General features: G+C 70.5%; 22 protein-coding genes and 1 pseudogene. 16 read left to right on the top strand and 7 right to left on the bottom strand.

Going from position 1 to position 22,606, the window contains the following annotated elements:
* Positions 1 to 308: 308 nt before the first annotated feature.
* From groL to AC3A57_RS14470, 3 genes are all read right to left on the bottom strand, one after another.
* A complete protein-coding gene (gene groL, locus AC3A57_RS14480) occupies positions 309 to 1,949 on the bottom strand; it encodes a chaperonin GroEL (RefSeq protein ID WP_221671320.1) in 1,641 nt (546 codons plus the stop codon).
* 125 nt (positions 1,950 to 2,074) lie between these two features.
* On the bottom strand, positions 2,075 to 2,362 hold the full coding sequence (locus AC3A57_RS14475) for a co-chaperone GroES (RefSeq protein ID WP_221671319.1): 288 nt from the start codon (positions 2,360 to 2,362) through the stop codon (positions 2,075 to 2,077).
* Between the two features lie 246 nt (positions 2,363 to 2,608).
* Complete coding sequence (locus AC3A57_RS14470) at positions 2,609 to 3,478, bottom strand: AraC family transcriptional regulator (protein WP_487579543.1); 870 nt, start codon at positions 3,476 to 3,478, stop codon at positions 2,609 to 2,611.
* A 121-nt stretch (positions 3,479 to 3,599) separates the two neighbouring features.
* On the opposite strand from AC3A57_RS14470, the gene AC3A57_RS14465 reads away from it, so the two are divergent.
* The 6 genes from AC3A57_RS14465 to AC3A57_RS14440 all read left to right on the top strand — a co-directional run bounded on the left by AC3A57_RS14465 (position 3,600) and on the right by AC3A57_RS14440 (position 8,549).
* A complete protein-coding gene (locus AC3A57_RS14465) occupies positions 3,600 to 3,854 on the top strand; it encodes a hypothetical protein (protein ID WP_487579542.1) in 255 nt (84 codons plus the stop codon).
* A 77-nt stretch (positions 3,855 to 3,931) separates the two neighbouring features.
* Entirely contained in the window at positions 3,932 to 4,303 is a 372-nt protein-coding gene (locus AC3A57_RS14460; RefSeq protein WP_487579541.1) for a cupin domain-containing protein, read from the top strand.
* Positions 4,304 to 4,672: 369 nt separating this feature from the next.
* Positions 4,673 to 5,083 carry a helix-turn-helix domain-containing protein gene (locus AC3A57_RS14455; protein ID WP_487579540.1) on the top strand — a complete coding sequence of 137 codons (411 nt, stop codon included), beginning with the start codon at positions 4,673 to 4,675 and terminating at the stop codon, positions 5,081 to 5,083.
* 172 nt (positions 5,084 to 5,255) lie between these two features.
* Positions 5,256 to 7,055: an endonuclease gene (locus AC3A57_RS14450; protein ID WP_487579539.1), complete on the top strand. Its 1,800-nt coding sequence runs from the start codon at positions 5,256 to 5,258 to the stop codon at positions 7,053 to 7,055.
* 175 nt (positions 7,056 to 7,230) lie between these two features.
* Entirely contained in the window at positions 7,231 to 8,121 is an 891-nt protein-coding gene (locus tag AC3A57_RS14445) for a hypothetical protein (RefSeq protein ID WP_487579538.1), read from the top strand.
* Positions 8,122 to 8,138: 17 nt separating this feature from the next.
* Positions 8,139 to 8,549, top strand: coding sequence for a hypothetical protein (locus tag AC3A57_RS14440; RefSeq protein WP_487579537.1), 411 nt, complete (start codon positions 8,139 to 8,141; stop codon positions 8,547 to 8,549).
* Positions 8,550 to 8,556: 7 nt separating this feature from the next.
* On the opposite strand, the gene AC3A57_RS14435 is transcribed toward AC3A57_RS14440, so the two are convergent.
* On the bottom strand, positions 8,557 to 9,576 hold the full coding sequence (locus tag AC3A57_RS14435; protein ID WP_487579536.1) for a zinc-dependent alcohol dehydrogenase family protein: 1,020 nt from the start codon (positions 9,574 to 9,576) through the stop codon (positions 8,557 to 8,559).
* 115 nt (positions 9,577 to 9,691) lie between these two features.
* On the opposite strand from AC3A57_RS14435, the gene AC3A57_RS14430 reads away from it, so the two are divergent.
* The 7 genes from AC3A57_RS14430 (at position 9,692) to accC (ending at position 16,983) form a co-directional block, all read left to right on the top strand.
* Positions 9,692 to 10,618: a LysR family transcriptional regulator gene (locus AC3A57_RS14430; RefSeq protein WP_487579535.1), complete on the top strand. Its 927-nt coding sequence runs from the start codon at positions 9,692 to 9,694 to the stop codon at positions 10,616 to 10,618.
* 109 nt (positions 10,619 to 10,727) lie between these two features.
* Positions 10,728 to 11,060 (top strand): divalent-cation tolerance protein CutA, encoded by a 333-nt coding sequence (gene cutA, locus AC3A57_RS14425; protein WP_487579534.1) that lies wholly within the window; start codon positions 10,728 to 10,730, stop codon positions 11,058 to 11,060.
* Positions 11,057 to 13,579 (top strand): protein-disulfide reductase DsbD, encoded by a 2,523-nt coding sequence (locus AC3A57_RS14420; protein ID WP_487579533.1) that lies wholly within the window; start codon positions 11,057 to 11,059, stop codon positions 13,577 to 13,579. Before cutA ends, AC3A57_RS14420 begins: the two co-directional genes overlap by 4 nt.
* A 10-nt stretch (positions 13,580 to 13,589) precedes the next feature.
* The gene (locus AC3A57_RS14415) at positions 13,590 to 14,189 is read left to right on the top strand and encodes a TlpA family protein disulfide reductase (protein ID WP_487579532.1); all 600 of its coding nucleotides are present in this window, start codon (positions 13,590 to 13,592) and stop codon (positions 14,187 to 14,189) included.
* Positions 14,190 to 14,483: 294 nt separating this feature from the next.
* Positions 14,484 to 14,924: a type II 3-dehydroquinate dehydratase gene (aroQ, locus tag AC3A57_RS14410; protein ID WP_221671306.1), complete on the top strand. Its 441-nt coding sequence runs from the start codon at positions 14,484 to 14,486 to the stop codon at positions 14,922 to 14,924.
* Between the two features lie 58 nt (positions 14,925 to 14,982).
* On the top strand, positions 14,983 to 15,465 hold the full coding sequence (gene accB, locus AC3A57_RS14405) for an acetyl-CoA carboxylase biotin carboxyl carrier protein (RefSeq protein WP_487579531.1): 483 nt from the start codon (positions 14,983 to 14,985) through the stop codon (positions 15,463 to 15,465).
* A gap of 150 nt (positions 15,466 to 15,615) precedes the next feature.
* Positions 15,616 to 16,983, top strand: a complete 1,368-nt coding sequence (gene accC, locus AC3A57_RS14400) for an acetyl-CoA carboxylase biotin carboxylase subunit (protein WP_064746090.1) — start codon at positions 15,616 to 15,618, stop codon at positions 16,981 to 16,983.
* A gap of 287 nt (positions 16,984 to 17,270) precedes the next feature.
* Here the strand turns inward: accC and AC3A57_RS14395 are convergent.
* From AC3A57_RS14395 to AC3A57_RS14385, 3 genes and pseudogenes are all read right to left on the bottom strand, one after another.
* Positions 17,271 to 17,621 (bottom strand): annotated as a pseudogene (locus AC3A57_RS14395) (hypothetical protein); the annotation flags it as partial.
* Positions 17,618 to 18,562 carry a hypothetical protein gene (locus AC3A57_RS14390; protein ID WP_487579530.1) on the bottom strand — a complete coding sequence of 315 codons (945 nt, stop codon included), beginning with the start codon at positions 18,560 to 18,562 and terminating at the stop codon, positions 17,618 to 17,620. The pseudogene AC3A57_RS14395 and the gene AC3A57_RS14390, both read right to left, overlap by 4 nt.
* A 286-nt stretch (positions 18,563 to 18,848) precedes the next feature.
* Complete coding sequence (locus AC3A57_RS14385) at positions 18,849 to 19,877, bottom strand: hypothetical protein (protein ID WP_487579529.1); 1,029 nt, start codon at positions 19,875 to 19,877, stop codon at positions 18,849 to 18,851.
* Positions 19,878 to 19,967: 90 nt separating this feature from the next.
* Between AC3A57_RS14385 and prmA the strand changes: the two genes are divergently transcribed.
* The 3 genes from prmA (at position 19,968) to fis (ending at position 22,307) form a co-directional block, all read left to right on the top strand.
* Positions 19,968 to 20,888, top strand: a complete 921-nt coding sequence (gene prmA, locus AC3A57_RS14380; RefSeq protein WP_487579528.1) for a 50S ribosomal protein L11 methyltransferase — start codon at positions 19,968 to 19,970, stop codon at positions 20,886 to 20,888.
* A gap of 26 nt (positions 20,889 to 20,914) precedes the next feature.
* On the top strand, positions 20,915 to 21,916 hold the full coding sequence (locus AC3A57_RS14375) for a DUF3426 domain-containing protein (protein ID WP_487579527.1): 1,002 nt from the start codon (positions 20,915 to 20,917) through the stop codon (positions 21,914 to 21,916).
* 118 nt (positions 21,917 to 22,034) lie between these two features.
* Complete coding sequence (gene fis / locus AC3A57_RS14370) at positions 22,035 to 22,307, top strand: DNA-binding transcriptional regulator Fis (RefSeq protein WP_031370276.1); 273 nt, start codon at positions 22,035 to 22,037, stop codon at positions 22,305 to 22,307.
* Positions 22,308 to 22,606: the final 299 nt, after the last annotated feature.

Genomic DNA, 22,606 nt, shown 5'->3' with positions numbered 1-22,606 from the left:
TATCGCGCACGAAAAATGTGACTTGTCGAATGTGCCGCGAGATGTCCGCATCTATCCGACGAGCGGTATAGACGATCGATTCGCGATGCATATTCGTCTACACGGACGAGCTCCGCCCGCATGCCTAACCGCCTTTCGCCGCGACGCCCGTCGCCAGCCGGGCCAGCTCCCCTGCGCCACGGCGACGCCGTGCGCCTGCGGCGGCGAATCCGACCGGCGCGGACCTAACCCGACAGCGCGCCTCGGGCAAAAAAAACCCCGCCTCGCGGCGGGGTTTTTCGTGTCGCGCGAACGGCGAACGGTACGGATCAGAAGTCCATGCCGCCCATGCCGCCCATGCCGCCGGCGCCCGGCATCGCCGGCTCGTCCTTCTTCGGCAGCTCGGCGACCATCGCTTCGGTGGTGATCATCAGACCGGCGATCGACGCGGCGTTCTGCAGCGCGGTGCGGGTGACCTTGGTCGGATCCAGGATGCCGGCTTCGATCATGTCGACGTACTCGCCGGTGGCGGCGTTGTAGCCGTAGGCGCCCGAACCTTCGATGACCTTGTTGAGGATGACCGACGGCTCGTCGCCGGCGTTGGTCACGATCTCGCGCAGCGGCGCTTCCATCGCGCGCAGGGCGATCTGGATGCCGTGGTTCTGGTCTTCGTTGGCGCCCTTCAGGCCGGCGATCGCGGCCTTGGCGCGCAGCAGCGCGACGCCGCCGCCCGGGACGATGCCTTCTTCCACGGCAGCGCGGGTGGCATGCAGCGCGTCTTCGACGCGGGCCTTCTTTTCCTTCATCTCGACTTCGGTCGCGGCGCCGACCTTGATCACCGCAACGCCGCCGGCCAGCTTGGCCACGCGCTCCTGCAGCTTCTCGCGGTCGTAGTCCGAAGAGGTCTCTTCGATCTGCGCCTTGATCTGCTTGATGCGCGCTTCGATGCCCGAGCTTTCGCCGGCGCCGTCGATGATGGTGGTGTTTTCCTTCGAGACCTGGATCTTCTTGGCCCGGCCCAGATCCTTGATCGTGGCCTTTTCCAGCTGCAGGCCGACTTCTTCGGAGATCACGGTGCCGCCGGTGAGGACGGCCATGTCTTCCAGCATCGCCTTGCGGCGGTCGCCGAAGCCCGGAGCCTTGACCGCGCAGACCTTGACGATGCCGCGGATGGTGTTGACCACCAGGGTCGCCAGCGCCTCGCCTTCGACTTCCTCGGCGACGATCAGCAGCGGCTTACCGGCCTTGGCCACGCCTTCCAGCACCGGCAGCAGGTCGCGGACGTTGGAGATCTTCTTGTCGTGCAGCAGGATGAACGGGTCGTCCAGCTCGGCCGACATCGACTGCTGGTTGTTGATGAAGTACGGCGACAGGTAGCCGCGGTCGAACTGCATGCCCTCGACGACGTCGAGTTCGTTTTCCAGGCCCGAGCCGTCTTCGACGGTGATCACGCCTTCCTTGCCGACCTTGTCCATCGCCTGGGCGATCAGGTCGCCGATGTTGGCGTCGGAGTTGGCCGAGATGGTGCCGACCTGGGCGATTTCCTTCGAGGTCGAGGACGGCTTGGACAGCTTCTTCAGCTCGCCGACGGCTTCGGTCACGGCCTTGTCGATGCCGCGCTTGAGGTCCATCGGGTTCATGCCGGCGGCGACCGCCTTCATGCCTTCGCGGATCAGCGCCTGGGCCAGCACGGTCGCGGTGGTGGTGCCGTCGCCGGCGTTGTCGGAGGTCTTGGAAGCGACTTCCTTGACCATCTGCGCGCCCATGTTCTCGAACTTGTCGGCCAGTTCGATCTCCTTGGCGACGGACACGCCGTCCTTGGTGATCGTCGGCGCGCCGAAGCTCTTCTCGAGCACGACGTTGCGGCCCTTCGGACCGAGGGTGGCCTTGACGGCGTTGGCGAGCACGTTGACGCCGCGCACCATCTTGGCGCGAGCGTCTTCACCGAAACGAATTTCTTTAGCAGCCATTGTTGCTGACTCCGGGAATAGGGAATGGGGAATCGGGAATGGGACGAGCGAAAGCGGGCGGAATCGGGCGGGGCGGGTTCGTCAGCGCAAGCGCTTCACGATTCCCCATTCCCGATTCCCGGCTTTCAGCCGACGATCGCGAGGACGTCGTCTTCCTTGAGGATCTTGAATTCGACGCCGTCCTGCTTGTAGGTGCTGCCGGCGTACTGGCCGTAGATGACCTTGTCGCCGACCTTGAGCTTCGGCGCGCGCACGCTGCCGTTGTCCAGAGCCTTGCCTTCGCCGACCGCGACGACTTCGCCCTTGGTCGACTTTTCCTTGGCGGCGTCGGGGATGATGATGCCGCCGGCCGAGATTTCGTCGGCTTCGATCGGCTTGACCACAACGCGGTCGTAAAGCGGCTTGAGATTCATGGCGTCCCTCTGTAAGTGATTGAATGATCGGGAAAAGAATCGGAATTTTAGCAGTCGCCACCGGAGAGTGCCAACGCCGGGGACGAAAGCGCCCGGACGCGCCGGGACTGGACGCTAGATGAGGCGCGGCCGGCGCCTTTCAAGGGCCCGGGCGAAAAAAGTCGCAAAGCCGCCCCGGCCGGCTTCGGCCGTGTCCTGGGGCCCGTACCCCTGCCGCCCCTCCCCCGGCCGCCGTTCGCGTCGGCGCTACGGCGCGCCCGGCTCCGCCCCGGCCCCGGCCGGTCCCAGCCCCGCCGCATCGAGGTAGGCGCTTGGGCTGGCGCCGAGATGGCGGCGGAACATCGCACCGAAGGCGCTGGCGCTGGCATAGCCCAGGTCGAAGGCCACGGTGGTCACCGCGACCCCGGCGGCCAGCCGTTCCAATGCCGTCATCAGCCCGGCGCGCTGGCGCCATTGCAGCAGGCTGTAGCCGGTCTCGGCGGCGAAGCGGCGGCGTAGGCTGCGCTCGGACAGGTGCGCCCAGGCCGCCCATTCGGCCGCGCCGCGCGGGTCGTCCGGGCGCTCGATCAGGGCCTGGGCGATCTTCAGCAGGCGCGGGTCGTCGGGCATCGGCAGGCCGAGCCGGCCGTCGCGGCCGCCCGCGGCGGCGATCTCGTCCAGCGCCACCGCGCCCAGCCGGGCCCGCGCCGGCGTGGCTTCGGTGCCGTCGCCGAGCCGGGCGACGATCTCGCGCAGCAGCCCGGACACGCGCAGCGCGCAGGGCTGCGCCGGCAGCCCGGCACAGGCGTCCGCGGCCACGTACAGGCTCCAGCCGGCGAAGCCGGGGCCGTGCGAACGCAAGGAATGTTCGGCCTGCGGCGGCATCCACACCGCGTCCGACGGCGGCACCAGCCAGCGGCCGCGCTCGCTGCCGACGGTCAGCAGGCCGCGCCGGGCGCCGAGCAACTGGCCGCGGGCGTGGCGGTGCGGCGCGGTCGTTCGTGGGCCGCGGGCATCGCCGACCACGGCGATCACCGCCGGGCCGTCGCCGGCGTCGGCCTGCGCAGCGCTCAGCCAGGCCTGGCCGGACGCGGAAGCGTCGCGCCGGGCGAGGTCGCGCGAGTGAGGATCGGGCAAGGGCGGCCTCCGGTTTGGCCGGAACGCGATGGAACTCGGCCGCGGCAACGTAGCAGAGCCGGGGCGCGGCGCCCAAGCTGGCGTTCCCGCTTCCACCCCGCTCCATTCGAGGAATCCCCGCATGCGTCCTCACGACATTCTCGCCGACGGTGCCGATACCGCCGTGCTCGGCGGCGTCATCGTGCGCAAAGGCTCGGTCGCCGCTTTTCTCGCCAACGCCCGCACCCTGGCCGACCCGCAGGCCGACGCCGCGGCGCGCGAGCGGGCCCAACGCCATATCCGCGAGGTCCTGCCGGCGCTGCGCGCGATCGGCCTGTTCGAGGCGATGCAGATCCGCGATCCGCAGCTGCGCGCCTGGGTCGAAGCCCAGCCCTGAGCGCGGTCGGCGCGGGCGCGCGCTAAGGTAAGGCCGATACCGCCATCGCGCGCCCAGCCCCGTCGCCAGGAAACCGCATGTCCGCCACTTCCCCCGCACGCATCGCCGCTGCCCTGACCGAACTGTGGTCGCCCCGGATCGTCGCCGAGGTCGACGATGCCTACGTCAAGGTCGCGCGGGTGCACGGCACCCTGGCCTGGCACAGCCACCAGGACGAAGACGAGCTGTTCTACGTGCTCAAGGGCCGGCTGACGATCGAACTGGAAGACCGCCGGATCGAACTGGGCGAAGGCGAGATGTTCGTGGTGCCCAAAGGCATGCGCCACAACCCGATCGCCGAGGAGGAATGCCACCTGCTGCTGATCGAGCGCAAGACCACCCTGCACACCGGCGAGGTAATCACCGACAAGACCCGCTCGCTGGACGAGCAATTGCGCCCGCTCGATTGAGCGGCGCGCGGCGGACAAAAGAAAAGAGCGCGTCCCGTGGAACGCGCTCTTTGGTACGGAGACGGCCTGTCCTCTGCATGGCGCTATCCGGCGCCCTTCCCCCGAACCGACCTCGTGTCTCGCCGAACTCCCTATCGGCGTGGAACCGATCTTGCGAAGTCCGGGTAACGGTTACCAGCCGACGGAGGCGCGGACGGCGCTACTATCGGTAGCATCAGCGGCATGGGAACACGATAAATCCATGTTTCATAAATAAAGTCAGATCGGCTTGGTGACCCGTAGCGCACCAGCTATGGCGTCTATCGGTCACCAGGTGAAAATCGGTAGCAAAATGCACTCAGCGCCTACCTCGATGCCGGAGCAACGCCGATGACCCCGCAACAGCGCATCCGCCTCGCCCGCCGCCACGCCGGCCTGTCCCAGGCCGCGCTGGCCGCCGCCGTCGGCGTGCAGCGCAGCGCGGTCGGCCACTGGGAGTCGGCGCAGGGCAAGTTTCCGAGCATGGCCCATCTGCGCGAATTGGCCCTGGTGACCGGAGTGCAGTTCGAGTGGCTGGCCACCGGGCGCGGCAAGATGAACCTCTCGGCCGACACGGCGATGGACTCGGTCGCCGCGGCCGAGGCGCTGCTGGTCGACGACCCGCTGGAACTGCGCCTGATCCTGGCCTTCCGCGAGGCGCCGACCCGCAGCCGCGCGCCCCTGGTCGAGGTCGCCGAGCAACTGGCCGAGCTGCGCACCGGCCGCGCGCGCTCGGCGGTGTCCAAGCGCGCACCGGGCTGAGCCCGCGCTCGCGGCCGAGGAAGCGTGACCGGCGCCGCGCTCGCAAAGCGTGACGCAGGACAGCCGGCGCTGTCACAAACCCCGACTAGACTCGGCCGGATGCGCCTGGGGAGGCGCTTTCCGACTGCGCCCACCGTCATGCGTGCGCGTCGCCATCACAAGGAGCCGTTCGATGTCGAAGTCCGTTCGTGGCTGTCCCGTTGTTCCGTCCTGGCGCCGCCGCGCGCCGCTGGCGCTGGCGCTGGCCGCGCTGATCCCGTCCGTGGCCCCGGCCGCGGTGTTCGTCAACGAATTCCATTACGACGACGCCACCGCGTCCGGCGACGTCGGCGAGCGCATCGAGGTCGTGGCCACGGCCGGCGAGACGCTCAGCAACTACCGCATCTACCTGTACAACGGCAGCTCGCCGTCGGCGGCGACCACCTACGACAACGACCCGGTCCCGGCCGGCAGCGTGGTCAGCTGCGGCGGCAGCGTGCGCATCGCCACCCTCAGCTACCCCACCAACGGCATCCAGAACGGCTCCAACGACGGCTTCGCCCTGGTCGACGGCAGCGGCAACGTGGTCCAGTTCCTCAGCTACGAGGGCTCGATCACCGCCAGCAACGGCCCCGCCGCCGGCAAGACCAGCAGCAATCTGCCGGTGTCCGAGTCCGGCTCGACCGCGGCCGGCACCTCGCTGCAACTGTCCGGCAGCGGCAGCGCGTACTCGCAGTTCGCCTGGCAGAGCTCGGCCAACCAGACCTTCGGCGCCTGCAACAACGGCCAGAGCTTCACCGGCTCGAATCCGAACACGCCGCCGAGCGTGACCTCGACCACCCCGGCCAACGGCGCCAGCAACTTCCCCGCCGCCGGCGACCTGGTCGCCAACTTCAGCGAAGCGGTCAGCCTGGCCGCGGGCGCGCTGACCCTACAGTGCGCCACCTCGGGCGCGGTCGCACTGACCTATCCGTCCAGCGGCACCGCGATCTCCGCCTCGACCGGCACCGCCCTGTACGCCGGCGAGGCCTGCACCTTCACCGTGGTGGCCAGCAAGGTCACCGACGCCGGCGGGGCCAGCCCGGCCGCCAACACCGTGGTCAACTTCAACGTCGCCAGCGGCGGCGGCACCAGCGGCTACTACGCCCACGTCAACACCAGCAGCGCCAGCCAGCTGCGCTGCTCGCTGCACGCGACCATCAAGGGCCACACCGTCTATCCGTACAGCGGCGGCACCACCAACACCTGGTCGATCCTCGAGATCGCCGACGAAGACCCGAACAACGCCGGCCGCATCCTCGACGCCTACCGCAACCGCAGCTACCTCAAGGTCACCGACCGCGCCGGCAGCGGCAGCGGGCTGAAGTACAACCGCGAACACACCTGGCCGAACTCGCTGGGCTTCGGCTCGACCACCGGCAACCTGGGCCTGCCGAACGCGCCGTACACCGACACCCACATGCTGTACCTCACCGACGCCGGCTACAACGCCGACCGCGGCAACAAGCCCTACGCCAACTGCTCGCTGTCCAGCGGCTGCGGCGAGCGCGTCACCGAGGCCAACAACGGCAGCGGCGGCGGCAGCGGCGTGTACCCGGGCAACTCGAACTGGTTCAAGACCCCGGACGGCAACGCCGGTTCGTTCGAAGTCTGGGGCCAGCGCAAGGGCGACATGGCGCGCGCGATCCTGTACATGGCGATCCGCTACGAAGGCGGCACCGACCCGAACAGCGGCCAGTCCGAGCCGGACCTGGAGTTGACCGACGACCGCAGCAAGATCGTCATCACTTCGTCCTCGCCGGCCTACATGGGTCTGTTGACCACCCTGCTGCAGTGGCACCAGGCCGACCCGCCGACCGCGGCGGAAAAGGCCCGCAACGAAGTGATCTACAGCTTCCAGGGCAACCGCAACCCCTTCATCGACCATCCGGAATGGGCGACGGCGTCGTTGTTCACCTCGACCAAGCCGGCGAGCTGCCAGTTGATTCCGTAATCGGATCGCGCCTGGCTAGAAGCAAGCGCACTTACGGACGCCCGCTCGCTGCGGGCGTCCGTTTTCCCCCTCGGCACATTGTCCTGTTTGGTCGCGCGGTCGCGTTGTTCCAGGCAATCGGCGCCGGCCGTTGCGCCGCCCGGCCGCAACCGGCGCCGAAGACACAGGGGGATGCATGAGAAGGACCTTGACCGCGCGGCTGCGCCTGCCGGTGGCGCTCGCGTTGTGCCTGGCGGCCGGCGCCTGCGCCAACTTCTCCGCGGTGGAGAAGTATTCCGACCAGACCAAGAAACTCTCGGCGGCATTCGCGCCGATGATGGCCGGCTCGGTGCAGAGCTGCGTCGACAACTACACCCGCAAGAAACTGATCGCCTCGCCCAGCTTCGATCCGGCGCAGGTCGAAGTCCAGGCCAAGGAGCGCTGCGCCAGCATCGCCGAGGCCAACGGCACCATCGCCGCGCTCAACGATTTGTTGAGCCAGTATGCCGACACCCTGGCCGCGCTCAGCGACAAGAAACTGCCGTCCTACAGCGAGGACTTCGGCTCGCTCAAGGGCAGCCTGGCCAAGCTGACCCGCGACGACGGCAGCACGCCGATGCTGGAAAAGGCCCAGCTCGATTCGGTGATCGCGCTCGGCGATTTCCTGGCCCGGGTCGCCACCCAGCGCCAGCAGCGCAAGCACATCCGCGAGTTGCTCGACCATCAGGACGCGGTGTTCGTGGTGGTCGATACGCTCAAGGCCTATGCCGACCTCAACTACCGCGGTTACCTGCGCGACGAACTGCGCAGCATGGGCCCGTTGCGGCTGTCGATCGAACGCGCGGCCAAGACCGAACCGCTGGCGGCCAACGCGGCCAAGGCCGCGCTGCTGACCGAAACCCGCCAGGTCGAGGCGCGCCAGGCCTCGATCGACCAGTTCCTCAAGGCCGCCGACCGGCTCAAGACCAGCCATGCCGAACTGCGGCGCAAGCTGGACAAACTCGACGACGCCGAACTGGCCAAGCAACTAAACGATTACGCCAAGGAAGTCGCCGCGCTGCGCAAGCAACTGCGCGACGCGTTCTGAGCGACCCGGAGACCGCCATGCCCACCGAAAGCGCGAACATCCAGGCCCAGCAGGCCTACGCGATCGCCGACTCCTTCGCCCAGGTGTCGGCGCGTATTCTCGAACTGCGCGTCACCCACGATCTCGAACCGGAGCAGGCGCGCGCCCTGGAACGCTCCGAGGACTACCTGGACGCGTTCGTGGTGCTGTTCCGCAACCACGGCATCCAACTGCTTGGCAAGGGCGCCGCACAGGCCAAGGCCGAACTGACCGAGGCGGTCGATTCGGCGCGCGACGCACTGGACGACATCGCCCAGATCAAGCGCGGGCTGCGCATCGCCGCCGCCGTGGTGACGCTGGCGATCGCGCTGCAGGCCGGCGAGGCCAAGGCCGTGGTCAAGGCGATCAAGGGCGTGACCGACGCCGCCAAGGAGCCGGCCACGGCCTGAGCCCCGCTCACCCCACGCCGTCGAACAGCACCACCGGCTTGCCGAACGCGCGCGCGCCGGCCATGCCGGCGATCGCCTCGACGCCCTGGGCGAAGCCGTAGCGTTCGCCGACCACCGGCTGGATGCGGGCGCGCTCGACTTCGTCCAGGAAGGCCTCGAAGTCGCGCCGGCTGCCGACGCTGACGCCGTGGATGTTGAGCTGGCGGGCCATGATCGGCCCGATCAGTTCGCCGTCCACGCGGGTGCCCTGCAGGAAGCCGACCACCGCGATGTGGGCGTTGTCGGCGGCGGCCTGCAGCAGGCCGGCGAACGAAGCGCCGCCGACCACGTCGACGATGCCGTCGACGCCGCGGCCGCCGGTCGCCTCGCGCACCGCCGCGGCCAGGTCGGGCCGGGCGCGGTAATCGATCACCGCGCGCGCACCGAGCGCGCGCAGCCGTTCGGCCTTGGCCGCGTCGCCGGTGGTGGCGATCACGTCCAGGCCGCGCGCCGCGGCCAGTTGCAAGGCCATCAGCGACACGCTGCCGCTGCCCTGCACCAGTACGCTGGCGCCGGGGGCGAGTTCGAGCTTGCGCAGCGCGCTCCAGGCGGTCAGGCCCGAGACCGGCAGGGTCGAAGCGGCGGCATCGTCGAGAAAATCCGGCGCGCGCAGCACCGCCGCGGCCGGCAGCACGATCCACTGCGCCAGCCAGCCGTCGCGCGGCCCGCCGAGCTTGCTCAAATGGTTCTCGGACTTGAACGGCCCGTCGGTCCAGCGCGTGGTGTAGTGGCCGAGCACGCGCTCGCCGAGCGCGATCCCGTCGACGCCGGCGCCGACCGCATCGACCCGGCCGACGCCGTCGGACAGCGGCACGAACGGGCGCGGCAGCTGGGGCTGGTAGCGGCCGGTGGCCAGGGCGTAGTCGCGGTAATTGACCGAAGCCGCGGCGACCCGGATCCGCACTTCGCCGGGGCCGGGCCGGGGTTCGGGCAGCGCCACCCGGCGCAGGCTGGCGAGGTCGTGGCCTTGCAGTTGGAACGCGTCCATCGAGTGCTCCTGGAACAGGACGGCGCGCGGTGGCGCCGGAGATGGACAGGCTATTGTTGCCGGGTACGGCGATATAGGATCGTCGCGACAACTCATCATTGAGACCGACTCAATAATGTCCGGCGGGCTGTACTCCGAACTCGAAGCCTTCGAGGCCATCCTCCGCCATGGCAGCTTCACCGCCGCGGCGCGCCATCTTGAGTTGACCCCGGGCGCGGTGACCCGGCGCCTGGCCGCGCTCGAAGCCCGGCTGGGGACCAAGCTGCTCAACCGTTCGACCCGCCGGCTGAGCCTCACCGAATCCGGCCGCCACTACTACGCCCAGGTCGCGCCGGCGCTGGCCCAGATCCTCGCCGCCGGCGAACGCGTGCACGATCTGTCGGCGCAGGCGCGCGGCGAGTTGCGGGTGTCGCTGCCGATGAACTTCGGCCGCCTCTACGTGATCCCCCACATCGGCGAGTTTTTGCGCCGCTGGCCGCAGATCGAACTCGACCTGCAGTTCGACGACCGCTTCGTCGACCTGATCGGCGAAGGCTTCGACGTCGCGATCCGGATCGGCGCGCTAGAGGATTCGCGGCTGGTCGCGCGGCGCATCGCCCAGACCCGGCGCATCCTGGTCGCCGCGCCGTGCTACCTGCAGCGGCGCGGCGCGCCGGCCGCGCCGGGCGCGCTGATCGAGCACGACTGCCTGCACTACACCCTGTTCCGCGATGCGCCGACCTGGGAATTCCAGCGCGACGGCGAACCGCTGCGGGTGCCGGTGCGCGGCCGGCTCAAGGCCAACTACGGCCTGCCCCTGGTCGAGGCCGCCCTGCGCGGCGAAGGCATCCTGCAGACCGCGACCTTCGCCGTCGCCGACGAACTGGCCGACGGCCGCCTGGTCGAGGTGTTGCCGGACTGGAGCCTGCTGCCGATCGGCATCTATGCGGTGTATCCCAGCCGCGAGTACCGGCCGCGCAAGGTCGAGGCCTTCATCGATTTCCTCGAGCAGACCCTCGGCCAGCCGGCGCATTGGGACCGGGTCGTCGCCGGCGGAGGCTGAGCGCGCAGCGGCAAGCCCGGCCGCGTGAGCGCGGCAACCGCGCCGAATCGGCAAAGCCGTCGCGTTCCGCCCCCGGCGGCGCCGCGGCGCGGGGCCTTACACTTGGCCGATGCCGACTTCCACCCTGCCCATGCTGGTGCTCAGCACCTGTCCCGACGAGGCCAGCGCCGACGCCATCGCCCAGGCCCTGGTCGGGGAACGGCTGGCTGCCTGCGTCACCCGCCTGCCCGGAGCGCGCTCGACCTACCGCTGGCAGGGCCGAGTCGAGCAGGCGACCGAAGTGCAGTTGCTGATCAAGACCGGCGCCGCGACCTATCCGGCCCTGGTCGAACGCCTGATCGAACTGCATCCGTATGAACTGCCGGAGGTTCTTGTGGTCGAACCGCGCGACCACTACCGACCCTACGGCTTATGGGTGAACGAGCAGACCCCCGACCGATGACCGACCATCCGTTCCGCCGCCGCCGGCGCCTGCGCGCCGCCGCGGCCTTCGCGTTCGCCGCCGTCGCCGCCCTGGCCAGCGCTCCCGCCCTGGCGGTGAACGAGCAGGACCTGCTGCCGGTCGACCAGGCCTTCGTGCTCGGCGCCCAGGCCGCTTCCGCCGATCGCATCGCCATCGACTGGAAGATCGCCAAGGGCTACTACCTCTACAAGCACCGCATTTCGGTCAAGGCCGACGCCGGCTTCGCCGCGCAGGCGCTGCAACTGCCCAAGGGCAAGGCCTACAAGGACGAGTTCTTCGGCGACGTCGAGACGTATCGCGACCGGGTGGCGGCCAGCCTGCCCGGCCAGGCCCAGGCCGGCAGCGTCAAACTGACCATCAAGTATCAGGGCTGCGCCGACGCCGGCATCTGCTACCCGCCGCAAACCCGCACCGTCGCCGTGGCCCTGCCCGCGGCCGCCGAGGGCGCGGTCGATCCGGTGCCCGCGGCCGCGCCGCTGGCCGGCTTCGGCGTGCGCGGCGGTGCCGCGTCCAATCCGCTGCTGGGCGCGCCGGCCCTGGGCGCGCCGAGCAACGCTGCCGGCGCCACCGACGCCTTGCCGCTGCCGCCGGAACAGGCCTTCGGCGTGGAAGCCATCGCCCGCGACGGCGACAGCCTGCTGCTGCGCTTCACCCCGGCGCGCGGCTATTACCTGTATCGCGACAAGACCTCGCTCAAGACCGACCGCGCCGACATCGTCGCCGGCAAGCCGCAATGGCCGCGCGGCGTCGCCCATCGCGACGAGCACTTCGGCCAGGTCACGGTGTTCTTCGACCAGATCGACGTGCCGCTGCCGCTGCTGCGCAAGACCGCGGACGCGGCCAGGCTCACGCTTACCGTCGGTTTCCAGGGCTGCCAGACCGACGGCATCTGCTACCCGCCGATGACCCGCAAGATCGCCGTCGACCTGCCGCGCGGCCACGTCGGCGCGACCGCCGCGACGACCGCCGGCACCGCGACGACAGCCGCGGCGACGTTGCCGGCCGGCGCGCCCCCGGCCGCGCCGAACCCGGCATCGGCTACCGATGCGGCCGGCGCCGCCGCCGCGCCTGCGGCTGCGATGGACGCCAACGATGCGGCCGCGAGTGCGGCGCCGCCGGCCGCCGGCACGGATATCGCCGCCGCCGACGCAACGATCGCCGCAACCGCGCCGGCGAGCGCCGACGCCGCCGCTGCGCCGCAGGCCGAAGACAGCCTGCTCGCCGCGTCGCTGAAAGGCCCAAACCGTTACTGGGCGCTGCTGACCTTCTTCGGTTTCGGCCTGCTGCTGGCCTTCACTCCCTGCGTGCTGCCGATGGTGCCGATCCTGTCCGGCCTGATCGTCGGCCAGGGTCCGGGCTTGGGCGCGCGCCGCGCGTTCGCCCTGTCGCTGGTCTACGTGCTCGCCAATGCGGTGGTGTTCACCGTCGCCGGCGTGGTCGCCGGACTGGTCGGCGCCAATCTGCAGATCGCCTTCCAGACGCCGTGGGTGATCGTGCTGTTCGCTCTGTTGTTCCTGGCCCTGGCCCTGTCCAGCTTCGGCCTGTACGAACTGCAGTTGCCGGCCGCGCTGCGCAACCGCCTGGGCGAGCTCAGCAACCGCCAGCGCGGCGGCTCCTGGCTCGGCGTGGCGGTGATGGGCGCGCTGTCGGCTCTGATCGTCGGCCCCTGCGTGGCGCCGCCGCTGGCCGCAGCGGTGCTGTACATCGGCCAGACCCGCGACCCGCTGTTCGGCGGCGCGGCGCTGTTCGCCCTGGCGATGGGCATGGGCGCGCCGCTGATCGCGTTCGGCGTCGCCGCCGGCCGCGGCCTGCCGACCAGCGGGCCGTGGATGATCGCGGTGCAGCGCGCGTTCGGCCTGGTGTTCGTCGGCATGGCGGTGTGGATGCTGTCGCGGATCCTGCCCGGCGCGCTGACCCTGGCCCTGTGGGGCGCCTTGCTGCTCGGCGCGGCGGTGCTGGTCGCGCTGGCGGGCGGCGGCCGCGGCCATGGCACCGGCCTGCGCGCGCTGGCCTGGCTGGCCGCGCTGCTGCTCGGCCTGGCCGGCGCGGCGCAGGTGCTCGGCGCCCTGGCCGGCGGCCAAGATCCGCTGCGCCCGCTCGTCGGCCTGCGCGGCGGCGCCGCGCATCCGGCCGAACTGCCGTTCCGCAAGATCAAGTCCAGCGCCGACCTCGACCGGGAGATCGCCGCGGCCCAGGCCGCCGGCAAGCCGCTGATGCTCGACTTCTATGCCGATTGGTGCGTGGCCTGCAAGGAGATGGAGAAATACACCTTCCCCGAGCCGCAGGTGCACCGCGCCCTGGACGGCTTCGTCCTGCTCAAGGCCGACGTCACCGCCAACGACGAACTCGATCAGGCGCTGATGCAGCGCCTGGGCATCATCGGCCCGCCGGCGACCCTGTACTTCGTCGCCGGCGCCGAACGCCGCGAACTGCGCTTGTTCGGCTTCGAGAAGGCGCCGGCCTTCGCCGAACGCGCCGCGCGCGCGGCCAAGCCCTGAGCCGGCGCCGATGGCGATTCCGTCCAGTCTGAAGATCGTCGCCGTCGCCGTGCTCGCCGGCGGCATCGGCCTGCTCGCCGGCCAGTGGGTCGGCGGCGGCGGCCTGCTGACCCGCACCGAACTCGGCCAGCGCGCGCTGCAGTCCTGGTACGCGAAGGACGCGCCCGCGCCGCCGGCCGGGCTGGCCGTGGCCCGGCGCGGCGCGCCGGTGCCCAGCCTGACCCTGCCCGGCCTCGACGGCCGCCCGATGTCGCTGCCGCAGGCTTACGCCGGGCGGCCGGTGCTGGTCAACCTGTGGGCCAGCTGGTGCGGCCCCTGCATCAAGGAAATGCCCGAACTGGACCGTTACGCGCGCAGCCAGGGCGGCAACGGCGTGCAAGTGGTCGGCATCGCCCTGGACGACCGCGATTCCGTCGCCGCCTTCCTGCATAGGGTGCCGGTCGGCTACCCGATCCTGCTCGACGCCCCAGGGCCGCGCGATGCCGGAGTGCGGCTGGGAAATCCCAAAGGCGTGCTGCCGTACACGGTATTGATCGGCGCGGACGGCACACTGCTCAAACAGCGCATCGGGCCCTTCGCCGAGGGCGAAATCGACGCCTGGGTCGAGTGACCGGCACGCCGAGCCGCGCCGTGCCGGCAACGGCGGCGAACGTCGCCGAAACGCCGTTCGGGCCGGCGTGACGCCGATCGCAAGCCGTAACCGCGGCAGCGCCCACGACCCGGCCGGAAAGGCGTCGCGCCCTGCCGTTCCGGGACTTGCCAAGCGACCGGATCCGGTCTAGAGCAGGCACTCAAACAACTGCTTAAAACGCCGCAACTTCGTCGATTTGGCGGGCAACTTCTGGACAGCTCCGCGCTGGTGACGCACACTGCCGGCCTTCGAAGGCTACCCGCCCCCGGTCCGATGGCCCAGCTCCTGGTGTTGCACGGCCCCAACCTGAACCTGCTCGGCACGCGCGAGCCCGAGGTCTATGGCCGCACCACCCTGGCCGAGATCGACGCCGACCTGCGCGCCCGCGCCGAGGCCGCCGGCCATCGCCTGGACAGCCTGCAGTCCAATGCCGAGCACGCGCTGGTCGACCGGATCCAGGCCGCGCGCGGCGACGGCACCGCCCTGATCCTGATCAACCCGGCCGCCTTCACCCACACCAGCGTGGCCATCCGCGACGCCCTGGCCGCGGTGGCGATCCCGTTCATCGAGATCCATCTGTCCAACCCGCACACCCGCGAGCCGTTCCGCCGCCACAGCTACGTCAGCGACCTCGCGGTCGGCGTCGTCTGCGGCTTCGGCGCCGACAGCTACCGCTACGCACTCGAAGCTGCCATCAAGCGGCTGGCATCCTGAATCCAACCGGGCCGCGCCCGCGCGGCCCGCCCGACGAATCCCACTTGAGGCCCGCTCCATGGACCTGCGAAAAATCAAAAAACTGATCGACCTGCTCGAGGAGTCCAACCTCGCCGAGATCGAGATCAAGGAAGGCGAAGAGTCGGTCCGCCTGGCCCGCGCGCCGAAGGGCGGCTACGCGGTCGCCGCGCCGGCCCCGGCCGTCTACGCCCCGGCCCCGGAGCGTCCGGCCACGCCGATGCCGATGCATTCGCCGACCGAAGCGGCCACCGGCGGCAGCGCCAAGGCCGGCAGCGACCTGCCCGACGGCCATGTCGTGCGCGCGCCGATGGTCGGCACCTTCTACGCTTCCCCGGCCCCGGACAAGCCGTCCTTCGTCTCGGTCGGCCAGTCGGTCAAGGCCGGCGACACCCTGGGCATCATCGAGGCGATGAAGATGTTCAACCCGATCGAAGCCGACGTCTCCGGCACCGTGCTCAAGATCCTGGCCGAAAGCGGCCAGCCGATCGAGTTCGATCAGCCCCTCTTCGTCATCGGCTGACATGCGCGGGACTCGGGACTCGGGACTCGGGACTCGGCAAGGCGGTACGTCGTCGCGCGCGTTCGCGCGCCGGACGCGGCCCGCCGCCGATATCCGATCGCGAGAGCCGCTTCGAGTCCCGAGTCCCGAGTCCCGAGTCCCGGAACCTCTATGCTCGACAAAGTCGTAATCGCCAACCGCGGCGAAATCGCGCTGCGCATCCTGCGCGCGTGCCACGCCCTCGGCATTCGCACGGTCGCGGTGCATTCCACCGTCGACCGCAATCTCAAGCACGTCGCCATGGCCGACGAGTCGGTCTGCATCGGGCCGGCGCCGTCGTCGGAGAGCTACCTCAACATGGCCTCGATCATCGCCGCGGCCGAGGTCACCGACGCCCAGGCGATCCACCCCGGCTACGGCTTCCTCAGCGAGAACGCCGACTTCGCCGAACGCGTCGAGCAGTCCGGCTTCGTCTTCATCGGCCCGCGCGCCGAGACCATCCGCCTGATGGGCGACAAGGTCGAGGCGATCCGGGCGATGAAGGAGGCCGGCGTGCCCTGCGTGCCCGGCAGCGGCGGCCCGCTCGGCGACGACAACGCGGCCAACATCAAGATCGCGCGCGAGATCGGCTACCCGATCATCGTCAAGGCCGCCGGCGGCGGCGGCGGCCGCGGCATGCGCGTGGTCCACACCGAAGCCCACCTCAACGCCGCGATCCAGACCACCAAGTCCGAAGCCAAGGCCGCGTTCGGCAACGACATGGTGTACATGGAGAAGTTCCTGGAGAACCCGCGCCACGTCGAGATCCAGGTGCTGGCCGACGGCCAGGGCAACGCCATCCACCTGGGCGAGCGCGACTGCTCGATGCAGCGCCGCCACCAGAAGGTGGTCGAGGAAGCGCCGGCACCGGGCATCAGCGCCGAGCAGCGCGCCGAGATCGGCCGGGTCTGCGTCGAAGCCTGCATCCGCATCGGCTACCGCGGCGCCGGCACGTTCGAGTTCCTGTACGAGAACGGCCGCTTCTACTTCATCGAAATGAACACCCGCATCCAGGTCGAGCATCCGGTCACCGAACTGGTCACCGGCATCGACCTGGTGCGCGAGCAGCTGATGATCGCCGCCGGCCGCAAGCTGTCGATCAAGCAGGAGGACGTGGTCCTGGAAGGCCACGCGATCGAATGCCGGATCAACGCCGAGGATCCGGAAACCTTCATGCCCTGCCCGGGCCTGATCCAGCACTTCCACGCTCCGGGCGGCCCGGGCGTGCGCGTGGACAGCCACATCTACGAAGGCTACCGGGTGCCGCCGAACTACGACTCGATGATCGGCAAGCTGATCGTGCACGGCCCCGACCGCGAGACCGCGATCGCGCGCATGCGGGTGGCGCTGAGCGAAATGGTCGTCGACGGGATCAAGACCAATATCCCGCTGCAGCAGCGCATCCTGTCCGACGCCGGTTTCCAGCAGGGCGGGATGAACATCCACTACCTGGAAAAGCGGCTCAAGGAGCAGAAGGAAAAGACGATCTCGATCGTCTGAGCCGCGGCCGCCACGGCGCAAACAGAAACGGCCCGCGTCGCAGGACGCGGGCCGTTTCGTTTGTCCGCTCGATCCGGTCGACTCGCCGGGTCCGCCGGCCTTTCGGCGAAACGGCGCGCGCCGGCAGCGCCCGCAACGCAGTCGCTATCGGCCGCGCCGGCCGGTCACGCGGCGCCGGCTCACCGCAGCGAGGGGTCGACCCACGCCGCCAGATCCTGGACGTCGCCTTCGGTCAGGTCGGCCGACGGCGGCACCAGTTTCGGCGCCTGCTTGTCGCCCTTGCCGCTCGCCGGCACCTGGGTGCCCGGAATCGGCCGCACCCCGCCGCTCGACGACGGGCTGACCACCATGACGTACTCGCTGGAGCCGTCCGGCCAGACCACCTTGAAGGTGCTGCCCGGCGGCAGCGACGAGAACGGCGCGCCGCTCTGGGCGCGGTACACCGCCGCGATCTGGGCTGCGCTCAGCGAGCGCAGCTCGCTCTTGGAGTCGACCGAGGTCACCGCGACCCGCGACAGGTCGCGGTAGTCGTCGGCGAACACATCGATCATCACCCCGGCGGCGCCGACCGAGTACGCGCTGAGCAGCAGCGTCCAAAAACCGATCTTGGCCGTGGTTACGTAGTGCTTGCGGTTCATTGCACTGTCCTCTTTTCGCCGACCAGCGAATCGACCATTTCATCCACCACTTCCGCCCCCTGACGCGGGATCGCCGCGTCGTATACGAAGCCCGCAAAATCCTGGGTCGGATCCTGCGAGCAGATGCCGCCATTGGCGCAATACGAAGTCATCAACGAGCCTTTCTGGCTGCAGTCCTGGCCGAGCTGGCAGGCCGCCAGCTGCCAGGCCAGTTCCGCGAACTGGGTGCCGGCGACGCGCGACGCCGCGCTGCGCCGGCCGGCCGAGGCGATGCCCATCCCCGGCGCCAGCGCCGAATACGCTTCCGGGTCCTTCGAGCGCAGCACCCGGTCGACCAGGTTGGTCCGGTATTCCTCGGTCTTCTCCAGCGGCTTGCCGCCGGCCAGCAGCGAGGCCTCGGCCGGCAGGCTGCCGGCCTGCGCCGCCTCGACCCGCTTGAAGAACACCAGCTGATAACTGAGCCCGTCGTCCGGCGAGAAACGCGCGCAGCGATCGCTGACCCGCTGCCGCGCGCCGACCATCGCCGCCGAAGTGCGCAGCTTCATCGACTCGATCGCACGCGTGTCGGCGGCGTAGTCGACCGGCGCGCTGGCGTAATTCGCGCAGTAGTCGTAGACCCGGCTCAGCAGCCAGATCGCTTCGGGCTCGCCGGCCTCGGCGCGCGAGCGGATCGACTGCGCATAAGCGAACAAGTCCGGCGCCTGCTCGAACTGGACCCGCAGCGCCGACGGCGAGGACGCGCCGCGCGGCGCGGTGCGCGGCGCGATCGCGGCCACCGCGTCGTCGCGGGCCGTATCGCCGTGCGCGACCCGCGCCGTGGTCGGCATGACCAAGGCGGTCCGCGCGGCCATGGACGGCGCCTCCACCGGGCGGCGCGCATACACCAGCGCCGCGGTCAGGGCCGCCACGCCCAGCGCCGCCAACAGCGGCCAGCGGCTCACGCGCGACCCCGCCAACGCCGCGGGCGGGCGCTGCTTGTAGTCGGACGTGCAGGCATCGGACATCAAGACCGTTACTCGGCGGGGTGACTCGGCGGAAATGAAGCCTCGCCGCAAGGCGCGACGAGCCCCCCGGCGCCGGCCGGCGGGAACCGCGCGGCGCAAGAGGTGCTTCGCTGAGGTGCCGATAGTAAGTCAAGCCGGGCGCCGATGCCTGCGCCCGGATGAATCGTGAACCATTACTCGGTTTGGTCGTGTGGCCGGCATCCGGCCGCGCGCCTGTTCAGTTTCAGCCGGGACCGCCGGCCGCGCAGCTGACGTCGTAGCCGATCGCCGAGGGCTCGTAACCGCGCTGATCGCCCTCGGCCGCCTGGTACTCACCGGCGGTGATCAGGGCCAGCCCATGCCCGGCCGCGTTGCGATAGGCGAAGCGGCAGAAACCCATGCCGGTGCCGGCGCAGTCTTCGACCTCGGGGAAGGCCTGGATCATGCCGCCCAGGAAGTTCTCCACGCCTTGCTCGCGCTCGGGCGGGTCGCCGCGCCAACCCTGGGCGAACAGCCGCGCGCGCGCCTTGGACAGGTCCAGGCCTTCGATCCGCGGCACTTGCGCCTGGCCGCCGCAGTAGCGGTCCAGCTCGGGCAATGCGGCTAGCTCCAGCGCCTGCCCGCGCGCCAGCACCCGCGCGCGCGCGGAATGCAGGCCGCCCAGGCGCAGTTCCTCGGCCGCGCCCTCCATCGCCGGCGCCTTGTCCTTGCTCGGATTCCACAGCCCCTGCAGGCCGCTGTCGGCCTCGCTGGTGTCGGCGTTCGGATCGAACACCTGCGCCACCGGCCGGCCGTCGCGGAAGAACAGCACCCGCCCGCCGGGGTAGGTGCAACCGATGCCGGCCAGCATCACCGCCGGATGCGAGATGCCGACCACCCGGTAGCCGTTCCACGCTTCTTCGGCGAACACCGTCCAGCCGGCCTTGTCGGCGAGGCCGCCCTCCTGCGAGAGCGCGGAGACGCCGCAATCGCTGGAGTCGGCTTCGCTGGGCAGCGCCGCCTCGCCGGGGCTGGGCAGCGCGCTCAATGCCTCCAGGCGCAGCCCCGGGAACTCGCCGCGCACTTCGACCGCGGCGCCGCCGGACGGCGTTTGCGCCGGTTCGGCCGGCGGGGCGCTGGCGGCCGGCAGCGCGTTGGCGGCGGGCGCCGGCGCGTCGGCGGTCGCGGCAGGAGCCGCCTCGCGGGCGCAGGCGGCGGCCAGGGCCAGCCCGCCGAGCAGAACCCAGGTGCGCAGGCGCGCGGCGGCCGGGGCGGTCGGGAGATGCGGTTCCATGGCGTATCGCTCCTGTTCGGTGGCGGCACGCTATCTGATCGCCGCGAAACGGGTCAATAATGGCCGCCGTTTCCGTCCCACGCCGTGCCGATGCCCTTCCTCGAACTCACCCTGCGCTGCAGCGAAGCCGAACAGCCGCGCTACGAAGCCGCACTGGACGACGTCGGCGCGCTCGCCGTGACCATGCTCGACGCCGATGCCGACACCGGCAACGAACACGCCATCCTCGAGCCCGGGGTCGGCGAAACGCCGTTGTGGCAGTCGATCGTGCTCAGCGCGCTGTTCCCGCACGACGCCGATGCGCTGGTGTTGCTGGCGGCGCTGGAGTCTTTCGATCCCGACCTGGAATGGACCCAGGTGCAGTTCCGCCGGGTCGAGGACCAGGACTGGGAACGCGCCTGGATGGACCAGTACGAGCCGCTGCAGTTCGGCCGCCGCACCTGGATCGTGCCCTGGAACCAGGAATTGCCCGAAGGCGCCGGCGCCGCCGACGCGGCGGTGGTGCGGCTGGACCCGGGCCTGGCGTTCGGCTCCGGCACCCATCCGACCACTTCGCTGTGCCTGCAGTGGCTGGACCGGCTGGCCGACGACGGCGAACTCGGCGGCCGCCGCGTGCTCGATTTCGGCTGCGGCTCCGGCATCCTCGCCCTGGCCGCGCTCAAGCTCGGCGCCGCGCATGCGGTCGGCGTGGACAACGACCCGCAGGCGATCCTCGCCACCGGCGACAATGCCGAACGCAACCAGGTCGGCGAGCGCATCGAGGTCTACCTGCCGCAGGACGAACCGGCGCAGCGCTACCCGGTGGTGGTCGCCAACATCCTCGCCTCGGCCCTGGTCGCGTTGGCCGACACGCTGGCCGCGCGGGTCGAACCCGGCGGCCGCATCGCCCTGTCCGGCATCCTCGCCGGCCAGGAGGACGAGGTGCTGGCCCGCTATGCGCAGGACTTCGAGCAGTTGCGCGCCGACCGGCTCGAAGACTGGATGCGGGTCACAGGCGTGCGCCGGCGCTGAGGCTCCGGGCGTGATTGAATAAACCGATGTTCGTCGCCTGCCCTCATTGCGGTTACCTCGTCGCCCTGATCGTCGGACAGGACGGTCCGGCGCGCTCCTGCCCGCGTTGCGGACGCGCCTTGCCGTCGGCATCGGAGGCGGGGCCGGCGGCCGACGACGCCGCGACGGACGATGGCGCAAGCGCGGCGGACCATCGGGCCGCAGGCCAGACCGCTGCGCCGCCCGCCGACGATCCGCCGCATGCTGCGCCCGGCGCCGAGCCGCTCGAGGCCACGAACGCGGCGCGCGGCGGAGCCGACGACGAGAACGACGAGAACGACGAGCGAGCGCACGACAGCGACGGCGAAGCCGCGCAGGAGACCGCGGACGAAGCGACGGCCGATGCGGCCGCGGCCGCGCCCGTTGCTCCGTTGCCGCCGCTGACCCAGGCCGTGCCCGAACCGGCGCCGCGCCGCGCGCCGGCGCGCCGCCAAGGCAAGCCCGAAACCGCGGTCGCGCATGTGCGCACCCAGCCCAGCTTCGTGCGCAGCCGCGCACGCGCGCAAGCCGCCGCGGCGCCGTCGCGGCGGCCGTGGCTCGGCCCGCTCGCGGTCGCCGTGCTGAGCCTGGCGCTGGCGCTGCAATTGCTGCTGGCGCAACGCGCCGAACTCGCCGCCGACGCGCGCTGGCGGCCGCTGGTCGCCGGCCTGTGCAGCGCGCTGTCGTGCGCGATTCCGCCGTGGCGCGAACCGGCCGCGCTGACCATGCTCAACCGCAACGTGTTGCCGCTCGACGGCCGCGCCGGGGTGCTGCGCGTCACCGCCAGCTTCCGCAACGACGCGCGCTGGCCGCAGCCCTGGCCGACCCTGGTGCTGAGTCTGGACGACGTCGATGGCCGCCGGGTCGGGCAGCGCGCGTTCTCTCCACAGGATTACCGCAAAGGCCAGCCGTCGGCCGGGCTGATCGCGCCGGGACAAAGCGCGGCGGTCCAGTTCGACGTGCTCGAACCGGCGCCGCATGTGGTCGCGTTCACCTTCGACTTCCGCTGAAAACCGACCGTCGCGTTGTCTGCCGCGACTCCCGCGCGCTAGACTCCCCCTCCCGTCGGCGGGCGCGCAACGAGCGCGCCGTACTGATCCCGGCGGACATACCTGCACGGGGACGCACTTGAACGCTCTCAACGACCGCAACGAAGCCGCCCGCTCCGGACCCCGCGTTCCGTTGCGCGATCATGTCGCGACTTCGATCCGTCGTTACCTGGGCGACCTGAACGGCAGCGGCACCGAAAACCTGTACGAGATCGCCCTGCGCGAACTGGAAATCCCGCTGTTCGCCGAGGTGCTGCAGCACTGCGACGGCAACCAGAGCCGCGCCGCGGCGATGCTCGGCATCCACCGCGCCACCCTGCGCAAGAAGCTGCGCGAGTACGGGCTCGAGTAAGCCTCGCCGCCCGGTAGGAGCGGCGTAAGCCGCGACGATCGCAGCGGCCGAATACCACGTATTCCACCCGAGACGGCCGACAAACGGCCGTTTTTTGTGCGTCCTATTCTGCGCTCGCGGTCGGGCGCCGGTTTCGCACGTCCGGTCTTCGGCCGCAACGCTTGCGCACACCGCTGCGGCTGTCGCGGCTGACGCCGCTCCTACAGAAGGCGGCCCGGCCATCCTTGGCCGGGCGTGTGACCGAACCAGCGCGCAGTGCGCGCGTACGGCGCTTCTATCGGCGGCAAGTTGCCATCCAT

It is taken from the genome of Lysobacter sp. Soil_C_15 (assembly GCF_057657315.1).
The sequence above is the reverse complement of the archived record's forward strand: the minus strand, read 5'-3'. Positions and strand labels throughout refer to the sequence as shown.